19 protein-coding genes and 1 tRNA gene are annotated in these 16,838 nt (G+C 62.6%); 8 read left to right on the top strand and 12 right to left on the bottom strand.

The window, feature by feature from the left end; translation table 11 throughout:
- Positions 1-57: 57 nt before the first annotated feature.
- Entirely contained in the window at positions 58-798 is a 741-nt protein-coding gene (locus BLU39_RS19435; RefSeq protein ID WP_092715913.1) for a substrate-binding periplasmic protein, read from the bottom strand.
- A gap of 43 nt (positions 799-841) precedes the next feature.
- On the opposite strand from BLU39_RS19435, the gene BLU39_RS19430 reads away from it, so the two are divergent.
- From BLU39_RS19430 to nth, 3 genes are read left to right on the top strand one after another with little or no spacing between them, the layout of a single operon-like run.
- Entirely contained in the window at positions 842-1,165 is a 324-nt protein-coding gene (locus BLU39_RS19430; RefSeq protein WP_139178374.1) for a hypothetical protein, read from the top strand.
- Positions 1,162-1,893, top strand: coding sequence for an electron transport complex subunit RsxB (rsxB, locus tag BLU39_RS19425; RefSeq protein ID WP_092715909.1), 732 nt, complete (start codon positions 1,162-1,164; stop codon positions 1,891-1,893). Before BLU39_RS19430 ends, rsxB begins: the two co-directional genes overlap by 4 nt.
- Positions 1,890-2,537, top strand: coding sequence for an endonuclease III (gene nth / locus BLU39_RS19420; protein ID WP_092715907.1), 648 nt, complete (start codon positions 1,890-1,892; stop codon positions 2,535-2,537). The genes rsxB and nth overlap by 4 nt, the downstream gene beginning before the upstream one ends.
- A 139-nt stretch (positions 2,538-2,676) precedes the next feature.
- On the opposite strand, the gene proB is transcribed toward nth, so the two are convergent.
- From proB to rplU, 5 genes are all read right to left on the bottom strand, one after another.
- Positions 2,677-3,795, bottom strand: coding sequence for a glutamate 5-kinase (proB, locus tag BLU39_RS19415; RefSeq protein ID WP_092715905.1), 1,119 nt, complete (start codon positions 3,793-3,795; stop codon positions 2,677-2,679).
- Between the two features lie 27 nt (positions 3,796-3,822).
- Positions 3,823-4,233, bottom strand: coding sequence for a hypothetical protein (locus tag BLU39_RS19410; protein ID WP_092715902.1), 411 nt, complete (start codon positions 4,231-4,233; stop codon positions 3,823-3,825).
- 13 nt (positions 4,234-4,246) lie between these two features.
- Positions 4,247-5,356, bottom strand: a complete 1,110-nt coding sequence (gene obgE / locus BLU39_RS19405) for a GTPase ObgE (RefSeq protein ID WP_071325171.1) — start codon at positions 5,354-5,356, stop codon at positions 4,247-4,249.
- 108 nt (positions 5,357-5,464) lie between these two features.
- Positions 5,465-5,737, bottom strand: coding sequence for a 50S ribosomal protein L27 (gene rpmA / locus BLU39_RS19400; RefSeq protein WP_070219281.1), 273 nt, complete (start codon positions 5,735-5,737; stop codon positions 5,465-5,467).
- Positions 5,738-5,777: 40 nt separating this feature from the next.
- Complete coding sequence (rplU, locus tag BLU39_RS19395) at positions 5,778-6,089, bottom strand: 50S ribosomal protein L21 (RefSeq protein WP_034754730.1); 312 nt, start codon at positions 6,087-6,089, stop codon at positions 5,778-5,780.
- A 304-nt stretch (positions 6,090-6,393) separates the two neighbouring features.
- Between rplU and ispB the strand changes: the two genes are divergently transcribed.
- Positions 6,394-7,383, top strand: coding sequence for an octaprenyl diphosphate synthase (gene ispB, locus BLU39_RS19390; RefSeq protein ID WP_092715900.1), 990 nt, complete (start codon positions 6,394-6,396; stop codon positions 7,381-7,383).
- A 49-nt stretch (positions 7,384-7,432) separates the two neighbouring features.
- Here the strand turns inward: ispB and arsC are convergent, their stop codons facing one another.
- The gene (gene arsC, locus BLU39_RS19385; protein WP_092715898.1) at positions 7,433-7,855 is read right to left on the bottom strand and encodes an arsenate reductase (glutaredoxin); all 423 of its coding nucleotides are present in this window, start codon (positions 7,853-7,855) and stop codon (positions 7,433-7,435) included.
- A gap of 13 nt (positions 7,856-7,868) precedes the next feature.
- Entirely contained in the window at positions 7,869-8,222 is a 354-nt protein-coding gene (locus BLU39_RS19380; protein WP_175539363.1) for an ArsR/SmtB family transcription factor, read from the bottom strand.
- Positions 8,223-8,355: 133 nt separating this feature from the next.
- On the opposite strand from BLU39_RS19380, the gene BLU39_RS19375 reads away from it, so the two are divergent.
- From BLU39_RS19375 to BLU39_RS19360, 4 genes are all read left to right on the top strand, one after another.
- Positions 8,356-10,407 (top strand): AsmA family protein, encoded by a 2,052-nt coding sequence (locus tag BLU39_RS19375; protein WP_092715896.1) that lies wholly within the window; start codon positions 8,356-8,358, stop codon positions 10,405-10,407.
- 113 nt (positions 10,408-10,520) lie between these two features.
- Positions 10,521-10,597, top strand: a tRNA-Pro gene (locus BLU39_RS19370).
- A 126-nt stretch (positions 10,598-10,723) separates the two neighbouring features.
- Positions 10,724-12,118: a GntP family permease gene (locus BLU39_RS19365; RefSeq protein WP_092715894.1), complete on the top strand. Its 1,395-nt coding sequence runs from the start codon at positions 10,724-10,726 to the stop codon at positions 12,116-12,118.
- Positions 12,119-12,152: 34 nt separating this feature from the next.
- On the top strand, positions 12,153-13,076 hold the full coding sequence (locus BLU39_RS19360) for a Na/Pi cotransporter family protein (protein WP_092715891.1): 924 nt from the start codon (positions 12,153-12,155) through the stop codon (positions 13,074-13,076).
- 2 nt (positions 13,077-13,078) lie between these two features.
- On the opposite strand, the gene BLU39_RS19355 is transcribed toward BLU39_RS19360, so the two are convergent.
- The 4 genes from BLU39_RS19355 to BLU39_RS19340 all read right to left on the bottom strand — a co-directional run bounded on the left by BLU39_RS19355 (position 13,079) and on the right by BLU39_RS19340 (position 16,832).
- Entirely contained in the window at positions 13,079-14,476 is a 1,398-nt protein-coding gene (locus tag BLU39_RS19355; protein WP_092715889.1) for a sodium:solute symporter family protein, read from the bottom strand.
- Between the two features lie 131 nt (positions 14,477-14,607).
- Positions 14,608-15,411: a 3-oxoadipate enol-lactonase gene (gene pcaD, locus BLU39_RS19350; protein ID WP_092715887.1), complete on the bottom strand. Its 804-nt coding sequence runs from the start codon at positions 15,409-15,411 to the stop codon at positions 14,608-14,610.
- Between the two features lie 11 nt (positions 15,412-15,422).
- Positions 15,423-15,713, bottom strand: coding sequence for a muconolactone Delta-isomerase (catC, locus tag BLU39_RS19345; RefSeq protein ID WP_034754617.1), 291 nt, complete (start codon positions 15,711-15,713; stop codon positions 15,423-15,425).
- Positions 15,714-15,722: 9 nt separating this feature from the next.
- Entirely contained in the window at positions 15,723-16,832 is a 1,110-nt protein-coding gene (locus tag BLU39_RS19340; RefSeq protein WP_092715885.1) for a muconate/chloromuconate family cycloisomerase, read from the bottom strand.
- Positions 16,833-16,838 lie beyond the last annotated feature (6 nt).

Below are 16,838 nucleotides of genomic sequence, written 5' to 3'. Positions count from 1 at the left end.
GAATGGTTTCGTGTTTAGATATTTCGTTTTGGCAACGAACAACAGCGGCGCGGCAGGTCAGGGATGGACCGGGCCTGTCGCCAGGCTCTGGTCGAGCCGCTTCCAGTAATCGCGTTCGAGCCGGGCCGTGTCAATATCCCGTGCTGCCTCGTTGAAACGCTTTTGCCATAGCGCGCCCTCGGCATCGCGCTGGAAGCACACATGCACGGACCGCTCCTTGAAGACGGAATCGATGATGCCGATGCGTTCCCGTTCCGCCTTGCTGAAATTATGCCCCATCAGCAAATGCTGCAGGACATGGCGCTCGATGACGATCACGCGGTAGCGCTTGATTAACAGTTTCTTCAGGTTCGTCGCATCGTTCAAGCCCTCTTCCGTCTTCAGCTCGCCGCGCGCCACCATGCCATCGAATTGTTCCCCATTCGAATAGCCGGCCACGGTACCGATGCGCAACTTGCCCAGTTCGGCCAGGGTGGCGCCGGGCACGCCGTCTTCCTTCAAGTAGGCCAGCACCCCTTGCGTGTTACCAACCGGCACAGAAAAGTGGCAGAGTTTTTCCCGTTCGGGCGTGCGCCAGACGGCCAGCAGCCCGGCGTAGCGGGGACTGGCCAGGCCAAACTGCATGGCGCGCTTCCAGGGAAAATATTCATACCTGACCGTATAGCCGAGGCGCTCGAAGACGGTGCTGACCATGGCGCCCGACATGCCGTCGGCAGGCAGGCTGCGGGTAATGAAGGGCGGCCAGTCTTCCGCCGCGAAGCGGACGATGCGCGAGCTGGCAGCGCCCGGCGCCGCCATGGGGGACGTCGCCTGCCCGTGTGCAAGGGCAAGCGCAGCGTGCATGAACAAACAGAAGGGCAAACCAACTGTCCGGAGGAAACGCATGTTTGGCTCCTATGGCCTGGCGCGCATTGCAATGCAGATGCGGCAACAGGACTGGCGGTCGGCTTTTTTTGATAACGAGCTTGATAAAATCATGCTCCCACAAAAAAAAGAAATTGCAAAGTTGTTTATTTGCACTTTGACATTCCCAAAGGAAATAAAATACGATTGCGGCACGCCTGCAACAAGCGGCCACGACACATCTAATCCCTCTCACGAAACAGGTTTTTACTTGTGCGCGCCCCAGATGGCCGATAATGGCGTTTTACCGTATCGAAGATGACCGTGCCGCATCCCGCCTCTCCCTCACTTGCCGACCAGATCGAAGACTTGCTGCCGCAAACGCAATGCACCAAATGCGGCTACAACGGCTGCCGCCCGTATGCGGAAGCGATAGCCGCGGGCAGCGCCGACATCAACCAGTGCCCGCCGGGCGGCGCGCAAGGCATCGCGCGCCTGGCCGGCTTGCTGGGAAAAAAAGTCATTCCGCTCAATCCCGTCAACGGCCTCGAACGTCCGCGATCTGTCGCCTATATCGACGAATCGCTGTGTATCGGCTGTACCCTGTGCATCCAGGCCTGCCCGGTGGACGCCATCGTCGGCGCCGCCAAGCAGATGCATACGGTGGTCACTGATCTGTGTACGGGCTGCGACCTGTGCGTGGCGCCCTGCCCCGTCGACTGCATCGTCATGTACCCCGTCAGCGGCGACGCCACGGGCTGGAATGCCTGGAGCCAGGCAGAGGCCGACGACGCGCGCGCGCGCCACGACTTCCGCACGCAGCGCTTGCGCCGCGAAACGGAAGAAAACGAAGCGCGCCTGGCCGCCAAGGCGGTCGCCAAGATGCGCGAAGTGACGCAGGAAGTGCCTGTGACGCCAGATGAACAGGCGGAAAAAGAGCGCAAGCGCGCCATCATCGCCGCCGCCATGGAGCGCGCGCGCGCCAAGGCCGCGGCCGCCAGCACGGATACCGCCCCGCCAGCCCCCACTAGCCCGAAAAAAGACGCATGAACGCCGCCAAACGCCTGGAAATCTTTACGCGCTTTCGCGCCGCCAATCCTTCCCCGAAAACGGAACTCGAATACACGACACCGTTCGAGCTGCTGATCGCCGTACTGCTGTCGGCGCAGGCGACGGACGTGTCCGTCAACAAGGCGACCCGTTTGCTGTATCCGGTCGCCAATACGCCGGCCAAGATACTGGCGCTGGGCGTCGATGAACTGAGCAGCTACATCCGCACCATCGGCCTGTTCCGCACCAAGGCCAAGAACGTCATCGCCACCTGCCAGATCCTGCTCGATCAGCACGGCGGCGAAGTGCCGCGCGACCGCGCCTCGCTGGAAGCCTTGCCCGGCGTGGGCCGCAAGACGGCCAACGTGGTCATGAACACGGCGTTTGGCGAACCGACCATGGCCGTCGACACGCACATCTTCCGCGTCTCGAACCGCACCGGCATCGCGCCAGGCAAGAATGTCGATATCGTCGAGCAAAAGTTATTGAAGTTCGTACCGAAAGAATTCCTGCACGACGCCCACCACTGGCTCATCCTGCACGGCCGCTACACGTGCACGGCACGCAAGCCGCAGTGCTGGAATTGCATGATCGCCGACCTGTGCGACTACAAGGACAAGTCGCCGATGCCGGCCGTGGTGTAGCCCAAAAAAAACGGCCCGAAAGGGCCGCTGTCGTTGTTGCGTAGGTCGGATTAGCGCGCAGCGCGTAATCCGACAGGACGCGACAACAATGTTGTCGGATTACGGCCCTTCGGGCCTCGGCGGCTCCACCTAATCCGACCTACAGCAACACCATATTGTCGCGGTGAATCAGCTCGTGGCCTTCCACGTAGCCGAGGATGGACTCGATCTCGGTGGACGGCTTGCGCATGATGCGGCGCGCTTCGCCGCTCGTGTAGTTCGACAGGCCGCGCGCCACGGGCGCGCCGTCCGCGTCGACGCAGGTGATGACGGCGCCGCGGCCGAATTCGCCGTTCACGCCCGTCACGCCGATCGGCAACAATGATTTGCCTTCCTGGCGCAGCTTTTGCACGGCGCCCGCGTCCAGCACGACGGCGCCGGCCGTGTGCAAGTGATCGGCCATCCACTGCTTGCGCGCCGTCAATTGCCCTGTTTGCGCCCGCAACTGCGTGCCGATCGCTTCGCCCTGGGCGAGACGGCTGAGCACGTCGCTGTCGCGGCCCCAGGCGATGATCGTATGCGCGCCGGACTTGGCGGCGCGCTTGGCGGCGAGGATTTTCGTCAGCATGCCGCCGCGTCCCAGGCTGCTGCCGGCGCCGCCCGCCATCGCTTCCAGGGCCGGATCGCCGGCGATGCCTTGCGTGATCAGGTAGGCGTTCGGGTCCTTGCGCGGGTCGGCCGAGAACAGACCGTGCTGGTCCGTCAGGATGACGAGCGCATCGGCTTCGATCAGGTTGGCGACCAGGGCGCCCAGGGTGTCGTTGTCGCCGAACTTGATTTCATCGGTGACGACCGTGTCGTTTTCATTGATGATCGGCACCACGCCCAGGCGCAGCAGGGTCGTCAGGGTGGAGCGGGCGTTGAGATAGCGTTCGCGGTCGGCCAGGTCGGCGTGCGTGAGCAGCACTTGCGCCGTGCCCAGGCTGTGGGCGCGGAAGCTGCTTTCATAGATTTGCGCCAGGCCCATCTGGCCGACGGCGGCGCACGCCTGCAATTCGTGGATATCGGTGGGGCGCTGCTCGAAACCGAGGCGCAGCATGCCTTCGGCGATGGCGCCGGAGCTGACGAGCACGACTTCCTTGCCCAGGGCGCGCAAGCCGGAAATCTGCGCGGCCCAGCGCGCGATGGCGGCATGGTCGAGTCCGCGGCCATCGTTGGTGACCAGCGAGGAGCCGACTTTGATGATGATGCGGGTAGCTTTTTGAATCACGGAATCCATGGGGCGGCGCTCTTCACTTAATAGACGTCAGCGCGCAGGACGCAGCAGCAGCAAGACCAGCCCCGCCGTCAGCTCCATTGCGCACAAGAACAACACAAAACCCTGGGGCAAGCCGAAGCTGATGGCCGCGAACAGACGGCCGGCGGGCTGCGCCAGGACCAACATTGCAGTGATATCGCCGAGGACAGGCGGTTCGCCCTGCCGTGCCGCGAACAGCGCCAGGAGCGCGGTAGCGCCCCAGACACCGACATGAGTAGCGTAGAACTGGCTGTAGCCGTTGACGCCATTGAGGAAGATGCCCATGCCGGCCGCCATGTCATCGGCGAACAGCAGACAGGCGACCGCGCTCAGCCCGTAAGCATACGCGATCAGATGCAATACTCGGCGCTGCCACGCTTGCTTGCGTGCGGGCGCGGCAGCAGCCATCCGTACCGACATCAGGGCAAGGCTCTTAGTCGAGGATCTTGAAACGCGGATCATCCGGGTCGATCGACGAGATACCACGCGCTTCTTCGGTCATCTGCGTTTCTTCGGCACGGCTTTCGCTGTGTTTCTTCTCTTCCAGATGCTGGTAAATCGCATTCACCAGTTCCGGGCAACCTTGATGGTTCAGCGCGGAGATCTCGAACACGGGACCTTTCCAGGCGAAACGCTTGAGGAAGTCCTTGACGATCTTCTTGCGCTCTTCTTCCGGCACCATGTCGAGCTTGTTCAACACCAGCCAGCGCGGCTTGTCGACCAGCGACTCGTCGTACTTCTTCAATTCCTTGACCAGCGCCTTGGCTTCCTTGACAGGATCGACGTTGGTTTCAAACGGCGCCAGGTCGACGATGTGCAACAGCAGACCCGTGCGCTGCAAGTGACGCAGGAATTGATGGCCCAGGCCCGCGCCTTCGGAAGCGCCTTCGATCAAGCCCGGAATGTCGGCGATCACAAAGCTCTTCTCGTGCGACACGCGCACCACGCCCAGGTTCGGGTGCAGAGTGGTAAATGGGTAATCGGCGATTTTCGGACGCGCGTTCGAGACAGCCGAAATGAAGGTCGATTTGCCGGCGTTCGGCATGCCCAGCAGGCCAACGTCAGCCAGCACTTTCAGTTCCAGGCGCAGTTCGCGGCGTTCGCCTTCCTTGCCCTCGCCTTTTTGGCGTGGCGCGCGGTTGGTCGAGGACTTGAAGTGGATGTTGCCCCAGCCGCCTTCGCCGCCCTTGGCCAGCAGTTCGATCTGGCCGTGTTCGGTCAGGTCGGCCAGGATTTCGCCGCTCGCGTTGTCGATGATCAAGGTGCCGACCGGCATGCGCAGATGGATGTCATCGGCGCCCTTGCCATAGCAATCTGCGCCACGGCCAGGCTCGCCATTGCGAGCCTTGTGCATTTTGGAAAAGCGGAAATCGACGAGCGTGTTGATATTGCGGTCGGCCACGGCCCAGATGGACCCGCCCTTGCCGCCATCGCCGCCATCGGGGCCGCCGAAAGGCCGGAATTTTTCACGGCAGAAAGATGCGCAGCCGTTGCCGCCATCGCCCGCGATGACTTCGATTTTTGCTTCGTCGATAAACTTCATAATTTTGCCGCCATAAAACTAAAAAGGCTCTACCTTGGGCAGAGCCTTTCGATTGAAGGCTTGCGCCTTACATCATGCGATCATGCGGAGCACGCGCTCCGCGATGAATTACGCTGGTACTGCTTCGTTTGGTACAACGGTCACGAATTGCTTCGAGCCAGCACCTTTGACAACGAACTTCACTTTGCCCGCGATCAGCGCGAACAGCGTGTGGTCCTTGCCCATGCCTACGCCTTCGCCGGCGCGCACTGGGGTGCCGCGTTGACGAATGATGATGCCGCCAGCATTGATAGCTTGGCCGCCGTAGACTTTAACGCCCAGACGTTTTGATTCTGAATCACGGCCGTTTCGCGTTGTGCCGCCGCCTTTTTTATGTGCCATTTAAGACTCCTTGATAGCTGATTAATTCAAACAGCGGCGATTAGCCGTTGATCGAAACGATTTGGATTTCGGTAAAATTCTGGCGATGGCCTTGATGCTTTTGGTAGTGCTTACGACGACGCATCTTGAAAATTTTGACCTTATCATGGCGACCATGCGCCACAACCGTAACCAGTACCGTTGCACCTTCGACCAATGGAGCACCAAACTTGATGCTGTCGCCCGCGCCTACTGCGAGAACTTGATCGATGGTGATTTCGGAACCAATGTCTGCCGGTATCTGTTCTACTTTAAGTTTTTCGCCAGCGACAACTTTGTATTGTTTGCCACCGGTTTTTATGACCGCGTACATGATTTGAAACCTCATCAAATGTTGAAAGAATTTGTCCCATTGCCGTGCAAAGCAAGCCGTACACAACAGGGGGAACCAGCGATTATACACGGACTGAGAAATTGCGTCAAAAACTATTCACAAAGGCGAATGTTCGTGGTATGTCGACAACCCGACCATCATGTCAGGCTTGCGCCAGGGGGACAGGAAAACGCGCGGCAGTGCCAACAAGATCAATCAATTGCCCTACAGTCATAGGCAAACGTCACGCACGCGCAAGCCTTGTCGTATAATCGCGGCACCCACAATCTAATGCAGGTTCGCCTTGTCTGACGCTAACAAACACGTTAACCAAAACACCATCGTGCAAACGATTGCCGCCGATATGGACGCAGTCAATACGGTGATCCGCCAAAAGTTGCACTCCGATGTGATTCTGATCAACCAGATCGCTGAATACATCATCAGCGCAGGGGGCAAGCGCATCCGTCCCGTGCTGATTTTGCTGGTGGCCAATGCCCACGCCTATCGCGGCACGGCGCACCATGAACTGGCCGCCGTGGTCGAATTCATCCACACCGCCACCCTGCTGCACGACGACGTCGTCGACGAATCGTCGATGCGCCGCGGACGCCAGACGGCCAATGCCCTGTTCGGCAATTCCGCGTCGGTGCTGGTGGGCGACTTCCTGCACTCGCGCTCGTTCCAGCTGATGGTGTCGCTCAATAATATGCGCGTCATGCAAATCCTGTCCGACGCCACCAACGTGATCGCCGAAGGCGAAGTGCTGCAGTTGCTGAACATGCACGATCCTGACGTGACGCAAGAGAGCTATTTGAACGTCATCCGCTCGAAGACAGCCAAGCTGTTCGAAGCGTCGGCGCAACTGGGCGCCCTGATCGCCGGCGCCAGCGAAGACGATATCGAAGCGGCCGCCGAATACGGCCGCTCGCTGGGCACGGCTTTCCAGCTGATCGACGACGTGCTCGACTATGCGGGCGACGCCGCCGAAATCGGCAAGAACGTGGGCGACGACCTGCGCGAAGGCAAACCGACGATGCCGCTGATCTGGCTGATGGAAAACGGCACGCCGGAACAGCGCGAACTGGTGCGCAGCTGCATCGAGCAAGGCGACGAACAGCATTTCGATACCGTCCTGACGGCCATCACCAGCAGCGGCGCCCTCGACTACACGCGCAAGCAGGCGGAAATCGCCGGCCAGCGCGCCGCCGATGCCATCGCCGGCTGGCCCGACAGCGTCTACAAGCAATCGATGCTGCAACTGTGCTCGTTTGCCGTGGACCGCAATCACTGATCGCGTTTCACTCTCAATCATACAAAACGGCGCCACTGGCGCCGTTTTTTTATTTCACCGGCTTGCCGTCGGCGCCGATCACGGCCTGGCCATCTTCCTTTGCAAATGCCCCTTGCTGCGGCAGCGGCAGGATTTCCAGCACCTTTTCCGACGGCCGGCACAGGCGCACGCCCAGTTCCGTGACGACGATGGGGCGGTTGATCAAAATAGGATGGGCTTGCATGGCGTCCAGCAGGGCCGCATCGCTGAGCTCGGGATTGGCCAGGCCCAGCTCATCGTACAGGTCGCCCTTGTCGCGCATGACGGCGCGCACGGACAGGCCCGCGCGCTTGATCAGGTCGACCAGCGCTTCGCGCGAAGGCGGATGCTTGACGTAATCGATGATGACGGGCTCGACGCCCGTGTTGCGGATCAGGGCCAGGGTATTGCGCGACGTGCCGCACGCCGTGTTGTGATAAATCGTGATCGTCATGTCGTGATGTCCTTCAGTTGGTGGGTTCGCTGACGCAGCAAGGCGCGCCCGCGCAGCAGTTTTCGGTCAAAAAAGCCAGCAAGCCGTTCATGCCCGCATAATTGGCGGCATAGATGATGGAGCGCCCCGCCTTGCTTGCCGTCACCAGATTGGCATGCGCCAGTTCTTTCAGGTGAAACGACAGCGACGAGGGCGCAATCGCCAGCGCTTCGGCGATTTTCGTCGCGGCCATGCCGTCCGGCCCCGCTTGCACCAGCAGGCGGAACACGGCCAGCCGCGATTCCTGCGCCAAAGCGGCCAGGGCTGCGATGGCGGCCGTACTCGTCAGCGGCCCGGCTTGCGCCGTATTTGGGTTTTCATTTTCCATAATTCAATAATAGTCGAATTATTGAATCATTTCAAGCGACACGCCTTGGCTACATATTTTACGTAACCCAGCGCACCGACTGTCATGGCCTATCGGTCTACCTTGATGAAAAAATCATTGCGACTGGCTTACCATGACACGCTCAACCCCGCTCAAAATCCTCGGCTGGAGCCTGGCCGCCCTGCTGGCCCTGATCGCCATCGTCGTCATCTTCGTGCTGACCTTCGACTGGAACCGCGCCCGCCCCTACATCAACGAGAAGGTGTCGGAAAGCACGGGTCGCAGCTTCGTCATCGGCGGCGATTTGCAGGTGAAATGGCAGCAAGGGCGGAAGACGGAGCCGGGCTGGCGCCGCTACGTGCCGCGCCCCGTCATCAGCGCGCAGGACGTGCGCATGAGCAACCCGGACTGGGCGACGGCCGGCCCGCAACTGGCCAGCGCGAAACGCATCGACGTGGCCATCCATCCCTTGCCCCTGTTGCAGCATCGCGTGGTGCTGACGGACCTGGCGCTCGAGGCGCCCAACATTGCCCTGCAGCGCCGCGCCGACGGCAGCAACAGCTGGACACTGAAAGACAACGGCCCTTCGGCATGGGACGTGGAAATCCAGCGCATGGCCTTCGGCGACGGCGCCATCCGTTATCTGGACGAGGGCATCGCCCTCGACGTGCACGCCAAGGTCAGCTCGACGGCGCCCGACGCCACGCCCGGCGATGCGCCAGGCAGCGCGCCCATGCAAAAATACGGCATCGCCTTCACCCTGGGCGGCAGCTACCGCAAGGCGCCCGTCACGGGCGGCGGCAAGGCGGGCGCCGTGCTGTCATTGACCGACAACAACACCGTGTATCCCGTGCAGGCGCATGCCGTGCTGGGCAAGAACAAGGCCAGCATCGATGGCACCCTGACGGATCCGCGCTCGCTATCCGGCATCGATTTGCAGCTGAGCCTGGCCGGCGCCAGCATGGCCGACCTGTATCCGCTGACGGGCGTGCTGCTGCCGGAAACACCGGACTACGCCACCAAGGGCCGCCTGCTGGGCAAGAAGGACGGCGCCAGCTGGAACTGGACCTATCAAAACTTCAAGGGCACGGTGGGCCAGAGCGACCTGGCCGGCACCCTGCAATACCTGCCGCGCCAACCGCGCGCCCTGCTGCGCGGCGAAGTGACGTCGCAGCAATTACGCCTGGAAGACCTGGGCCCCACCATCGGCGCCGACAGCAATGCGCGGAAACAGGCGCGCGGCAAGGCGCCCGTGCAGCCCGACAACAAAGCCTTGCCCGTGGAACAGTTCAATACGGCCAAATGGGATGCGCTCGACGCCGACGTGAAGTTCACGGGCAAGAAACTGGTGCGCACGCATGATATCCCGCTCAACGACATCGTCGCCAACATCCGCATGAAAGACAAGGTGCTGAGTTTGACGCCGCTCAACTTCGGCATGGCGGGCGGCGACATCACTTCGAACATCACGCTCGACGGCCGTCAAAAGACCATCGCCGCGCAAGCCAAGGTGGCGGCGCGCCACCTCAAGATACGCGAGCTGTTTCCCAAGCTGCAATCGATGCAAGCGAGTTTCGGCGAAGTGTATGGCGACGCGGCACTCACGGGCCACGGCAATTCCGTCTCGGCCATGCTGGCCAGCGCGAATGGCGAACTGGCGGCCACCGTCAGCGAAGGCTCCGTCAGCCAGTTCATGCTGGAACTGGCGGGCCTGAACCTGGCCAATGCCGTCTTCGTGAAAATCTTTGGCGACAAGCAAGTCCACCTGAACTGCCTGGCCAGCGACTTCGCCGTCACGAATGGCCAGGCCGACGTGCGCCGCTTCGTGCTCGACACGGACACGGCCGTGGTAAATGTCACGGGCAACGTCAACCTGGCCACCGAAACCCTGGACCTGGACGTGCGCCCCCGTACCAAAGGCGCCCGCATCATCACCCTGCGCACGCCACTGTACGCAAAAGGCACGTTCAAGAACCCGGACGTGGGTCCGCAAAAAGGCCCATTGGCCCTGAAAGCCGGCGCCGCCGTGGCCCTGGCCACCGCCGTCACGCCGTTGGCCGCCCTGCTGCCGCTGGTCAACGTCGACAAAGCGCCAGACACGGACTGCGCCGCCGTCATGGCCCAAGCCAACGCACCCGCAAGAACCCCACCGCACCGGCAACGAATGCGCCAGCGAAAAAAGTGAGCGAAGCGGAAATCAAGAAGGCCCAGCAAGAAAAGAAATAAGCAGGCTTGCAGCAAACAGGCTTGATGCAGCCGCTTGAAACCCGCCCCGCCATCTGCTGTAATGAAGAAAAGCGGGGTGTGGCTCAGCCTGGTAGAGCGCTGCGTTCGGGACGCAGAGGCCGGAGGTTCGAATCCTCTCACCCCGACCAGCCTCGCCCCTCACGCGCCAGCTTGAACTGCTTGCACCTTGACCTGCGCGTTGGTGTGCCGCCGGGAAGTATGATATTAATTTCGCCATTAACATCTTAACCACTTCTCTCGCAAGGGCCTGACCGATGTCTTTCCTGATAGTTCTGGCCGCTCTGGCCTTCCTGATGCTGGCCGCCTACCGCGGCTACAGCGTGATCCTGTTTGCACCCGTCGCTGCGCTCGGCGCCGTGCTGCTGACCGATCCGTCGGCCGTGCCGGCCGTGTTCAGCGGCATCTTCATGGAAAAGATGGTGGGCTTTATCAAGCTGTATTTTCCCGTCTTTTTGCTTGGCGCCGTGTTCGGCAAGCTGATCGAGCTGTCCGGCTTTTCCCAGTCCATCGTCGTGGCCGCCATTCGCTATATCGGCAGTGCGCGCGCCAATGCCGTGATCGTTGCCGTGTGCGCGGCGCTGACGTACGGCGGCGTGTCGCTGTTCGTCGTGGTGTTTGCCGTCTACCCGTTTGCGGCCGAGCTGTACCGCCAGAGTAATATTCCCAAGCGGCTGATGCCGGGCGCCATCGCCCTGGGCGCGTTTTCCTTCACCATGGATACTTTGCCGGGCACGCCGCAGATCCAGAACATCATTCCGACCACTTTTTTCAACACCACCGGCTGGGCCGCGCCGTGGCTGGGCACCATCGGCGCCGTGCTGACGGTGATCATGGGACTGGCCTTCCTCGAATGGCGCCGCCGTTCCGTCATGGCGACGGGCGAAGGTTATGGCGCCGAGGCCGACAAGGCCACGGCCGGCGTGGGCGACCTGCCCCATCCGTTGCTGTCGGTGGCGCCTTTGGTGCTGGTGGGCGTGGCCAACTTTGCGCTGACCAAGCTGATTCCGCACTGGTATGGCGCCAGTTACGTGCTCACCGCCGAGGCCCTGCCCGGCCTGCATGCGCCCGTGTCGACGTCGATAGGTTCCGTAACCGGTATCTGGGCCGTGGAAGGCGCCTTGTTGCTGGGAATTTTGCTCGTCTGCGTGACGGCCTTCGGGCGCATCCGCGCCGCCTTTGCCGACGGCACCAAGGCGGCCGTGGGCGGCGCCTTGCTGGCGGCCATGAACACGGCGTCCGAATATGGTTTTGGCGGCGTCATCGCGGCCATGCCCGGTTTTCTTGCCGTCAGCAATACCTTGCGCAGCGTGCCCGATCCGCTCGTCAACGCGGCCGTATCCGTGACGACCCTGGCCGGCATCACGGGCTCGGCCTCGGGCGGCATGAGCATCGCACTAGCGGCCATGTCGGACAGTTTCATCCAGGCCGCGCAGCAGGCCCATATTCCGCTCGAAGTCATGCATCGCGTGGTGGCCATGGCCAGCGGCGGCATGGATACCTTGCCGCACAACGGCGCCGTGATCACCCTGCTGGCCGTCACGGGCCTCACGCACCGCCAGTCCTACCGCGACATTTTCGGCATCACCGTCATCAAGACGGTGGCCGTGTTTTTAGTGATCGGCATTTACTACCTGACGGGACTGGTATGATCGCGTCTTCCCCGACGCTCACTCGCACCGCTCCATGAATCATTTCCAGGTATTGATCGCGGCCGTCTCGGCCGTGGTGCTGTTTTTGTACAGCTTGCAAGCCTTCAGCCGCGAGCTGCAAGCGATGGGCGGCGCCGGCATGCAAGCCTGGCTGGCCCGGGTCACTACCAACCGCTGGTATGGCTTTCTCGTCGGTGCCATCGCCACGGCGCTGGTGCAGTCGAGCAGCGCCACGACGGCGCTGGCCGTGGCCCTCGTCGACGCGCAAGTGATCAGCTTTGCGGGCAGCCTGGCAATCCTCCTGGGTGCGAATGTCGGCACGACGGCCACGGCCTGGCTGGTGTCGATGAAGCTAACGGGCATCGGCCCCCTGTTCATCATCGCCGGCGCCCTCGTCTCCAGCCTGCCCAGCAAGATACAGGCGCTGGGCAAGGCGGTGTTTTACTTTGGCCTGATCTTTTTCGCTCTGGACCTGATTTCAAGCGAACTCAAGCCGCTGCAGGCGCAGCCGTGGTTTGTCGATACCTTGGCGCAGGCGCGCGAACCGTGGATCGCCTTGCTGATGGGTGCGCTATTTACGGCGCTGGTGCAATCGAGCAGCGTCTCCACCGGCCTGGCCATCGTGCTGACGCAGCACCAGTTGATCCCGGCCGAGGCGGCCATCGCCATCGTGGTGGGCGCGAATGTCGGCTCCACCTCGACGGCGCTGCTGTCGAGCCTGCAGATGAGCGCCAACGCGCAAGCCACGGCCAAGGCCAACTTCCTGTTCAACCTGGCTGGCGCGCTGGCCTTCTTCCCTTTCATCCCCGCCCTGTCGGACGCTTTGCTGCCTCTGGCCGGCACGGCCGTGGCGGCCGCCCACCTGATTTTCAACCTGTGTGTGGGCCTGTGTTTCCTCGTGTTCCTGCCCTACCTCCAGCCACGCCTGATGCGCTGGCTGAAGGCCGCGCCAGCCTGATGCTATTTCACGGCCGGCGCGGTACCCACCGGCTGCGCCGGCTTGAACACATGGCTGATGCCCATGGTCAGCAGCGGACCGGCCAGCGCCAGGTAGGAACTGTCCACGCCATACGGATTACCCGCCAGGAACCAGCCGATGGTGGCGATCACGGAAACGATCACGCCGACAAAGGCGCCGCGCGGCGTGCCGAATTTCGGCGCATAGAAGGCCATCAGCACCAGCACGGCCAGGGTGGCGCGCAGGGCCTTGCCGAGGAAGGCGATCATCAGCAGTTTTTCCGCATACAGCGCCAGCACCAGCGGCAGCAGGCCGGCCACGACGATGGCGATGCGCAGGAACATCAGCGATTTCGCGTCGTTCTTCGCCTTGTTGTACCAGGGATCATAAAAATCCTTCATGGCCAGGGTGGCCGATGCCAGCGTGGTGGCGGAAATGCCGCCGAACAGGGCGCCGGCCAGTCCCACGATCATGATGCTGGCGGAAAACGCCGGCATGTGGGCGATCAGGGTGGGGAAGGCGTCGATCGACTTCATGCCCGGATACAGCACGGCGCTGCACATGCCGATCAAGGCCGCCATCAGGCCGAACGGGATCATCAGCGACGACACGTAATAGCAGGCGCGCTTGGCCACGGCCGGGTTGTCCGTGCTGACCAGGGCCTGGATCACGTATTGCGTGGCAAAGATGGAACCGATGCCGCCGATCATCCAGGCGATGATCTGGCCCCAGCCGATCTCGACCCAGTTGAACATCTTGGCCGGCAGCTGCGCCTGCAGCGCGCCGATGCCGCCCGTTGCTTCCAGCGCATACGCCAGCGCCAGGATCACGCCCAGGTATTTGACGATGGAATGGGCGAAATTGGTGTACACGACCGAGCGCATGCCGCCCAGGCTGACGTAGATCACGGTGATGGCGCCCACCAGCAAGATGGCCACCGTCTTGTTGATGTGCAGCACGGCCGCCAGCACGGCGCCGCCGCTCGCATACAGGGCCACGGCAACGATGCTCAGCGCGACGATGGTGAGGATGGACGCCGCATAGCGCACGGGCTCGCCATACGTTTGCGCGAGGATGCCGGAAATCGTCGACTGCCCGCTTTCCTTGTATTTTTTCACCAGCACGATGGCCAGCAGGAAAAAGCCCAGCGACAGCGCCACCAGGTTCCACGCGGCGGAAATGCCCAGTTCATAGCCCTTCTGGGCCGTGCCGATGCTGACGGAACTGCCGATGAATTCCGACAGCAGCAAGGCGCCGATCAGGAAGGCGGGATAATTGCGCCCGCCCGCCGTCATGCCCTCGGCACTGTTGGCATGCTTGCGCACGCTATAGGTAATGTACGACATGAGGGCGAAATAGCCCACCGTGACCGCTGCGATGATGATCAATCTGTTTTCCATCCGTCTACTCCAAGTCTGCTTTTCTTATTATTATTTTTCAAGAAAGCTTCCCCTGCCGCATGCCGGACCAGCCGGCGGCGGTGCTCAGGAGAAAGCCGCATTCCCGCCATACCGATACGGTACAGCAAGCCTCACACTAAAAAAGTCCGCAACTGCGCCGTAAACATGTCCGCCGCCTCGATGTTCGAGATATGCGAGGCCGGCAGGCTTGCCAGGCGGGCGCCCGCGATCTGCTGTTGCAGCCAGCGCCCGTCGTCGACGGTGGTCACGGGATCGTGCTCGCCCGCGATGATCAGGGTCGGCGCGGTGATCGTGCCGACGCCGGTGTGCAAGTCCGCCTGGGCCAGCATGTCGCAGCAGGCCGCATAGCCGCCCGCATCCTGGCCGCGCAAAATGCCGGCCAGGCGCGCCACCGTGTCCGCTTCGCGCGCGATGAACCGCGGCGTGAACCAGCGCGTGGCGGCGCTCTCGGCCACGGCAGCCATGCCGTCGCGGCGCACCTGCTCCGCCCGCAGCTGCCACGGCGCGGCGCCGCCGATGCGCGCCGCCGTATTCGCCAGCACAAGGTGCGTCAAACGCCGCGGCTGGTGTATGCCCAGCCATTGGCCCGTCAAGCCGCCCATGGAAATGCCGCAGAAGGCGGCGCGCTCCACATCGAGGTGGTCGAGCAGCGCCACCACGTCCAGCCCCAGCCGCTCGATGCCGAACGGCGCGCTACCGCTGGCCGACTGGCCATGGCCGCGCGTGTCGTAGCGCACGACGAAAAAGTCGCCGGCCAGCGCGGACGCTTGCGCGTCCCACATGGACAAATCCGTGCCCAGGGAATTCGACAGGACCAGGCAAGGCTTGCGGCGCGCGCCATCCGTGCGGTAATGCAGGCCGATACCGTCCACGTCGCACGTCTGCCCGACGGTGTCATTGCCTATCTGCGTCATGGCATGCCTCCTCAGGAATCGTCGTCGCGCACCGACGAGGGATGGCGGCACAGCGGCATCACGTCGATCTGCATGTAGGGAAACAGCGGCAGGGAAGTGAGCAAATGATGCAGCTCGTCCACGCTGTCCACGTCGAAGACGCTGACGTTGGCGTACTGGCCGGCGATGCGCCACAGGTGGCGCCACTTGCCCTCGTGCTGCAGGCGCTGCGCCAGTTCCTTTTCCGTTTGCTTGAGCTGCGCCGCCTGTTCGGCGGGCATGCTCAAGGGCAGGTTCACGTTCATGCGTACATGGAATAACATGGTTTCTCCTTATTGACGCTGCATGGAACGCAGCTTGTCCATATCGATCTCGACGCCCAGGCCCGGGCCTGTCGGCACCTGCAGCATGAAGTCGCGGTAGACGAGCGGCTCGCGCAAGACTTCCTGCGTCAGCAGCAGTGGCCCGAACAGCTCCGTGCCCCAGGCCAGCTCCGCGAACGTGGAGCACACGTGGGCCGTGGCGGCCGTGCCGACGCCGCCTTCGAGCATGGTGCCGCCGTACAGGCCCACGCCCGCCAGGCGCGCGACGGTGGCCACTTCCAGCGCCGGCATCAATCCGCCCGACTGCGTGATTTTTACCGCGTACACGTCGGCCGCATCGGCTTGCGCCAGCGCCAGCGCGTCGGCCGGGCCATGCAGGGCTTCGTCGGCCATGATGGCCACGTCGAAGCGCTGCTTCAGGCGCGCCAGCGCGGCGCGGTTGCCGGCCTTGACCGGTTGCTCGATCAGGTCGACGCCGCCCGCTTCCAGTGCGGCGATGCCGCGCACGGCGTCCGTCTCGCTCCAGGCCTGGTTGACGTCGACGCGCACGCTGGCCCGTTCGCCCAGCGCCCGCTTGATTTCCAGCACGTGGGCCACGTCGTCCATCACGTCGCGCAAACCGATCTTCAGCTTGAAGATGCGGTGGCGGCGCAAGTCCAGCATTTTTTCCCCTTCGGCGATATCGCGCGCCGTGTCGCCGCTGGCCAGTACCCAGGCCACGGGCAGCGCATCGCGCACGCGCCCGCCCAGCAATTCCGACAGCGGCACGCCCAGGCGGCGCGCCTGCGCGTCCAGCAGGGCCGTCTCGATCGCGCACTTGGCGAAGCGGTTGCCCTGGATAAGCTTGCGCACCCTGGCCATGGCCTTGGCCACTGCACTCGCTTCCATGCCGACCAGCAGCGGCGCGATATAGGTGTCGATATTCGTCTTGATGCTTTCCGGGCTTTCGCCGCCGTAGCCCAGGCCGCCGATGGTGGTCGCTTCGCCCCAGCCCGTGATGCCGTCGGCGCAGCGCAGCCGCACCAGCACCAGGGTTTGCGTATTCATGGTGGCGACCGACATGCGGTGAGGACGGATGGTAGGCACATCGACCAGGTAGGTCTCGATATTTTGAATCATATTTAT

The organism is Janthinobacterium sp. OK676, from assembly GCF_900103595.1.
Classification (GTDB): domain Bacteria; phylum Pseudomonadota; class Gammaproteobacteria; order Burkholderiales; family Burkholderiaceae_D; genus Janthinobacterium.
The sequence above is the reverse complement of the archived record's forward strand: the minus strand, read 5'-3'. Positions and strand labels throughout refer to the sequence as shown.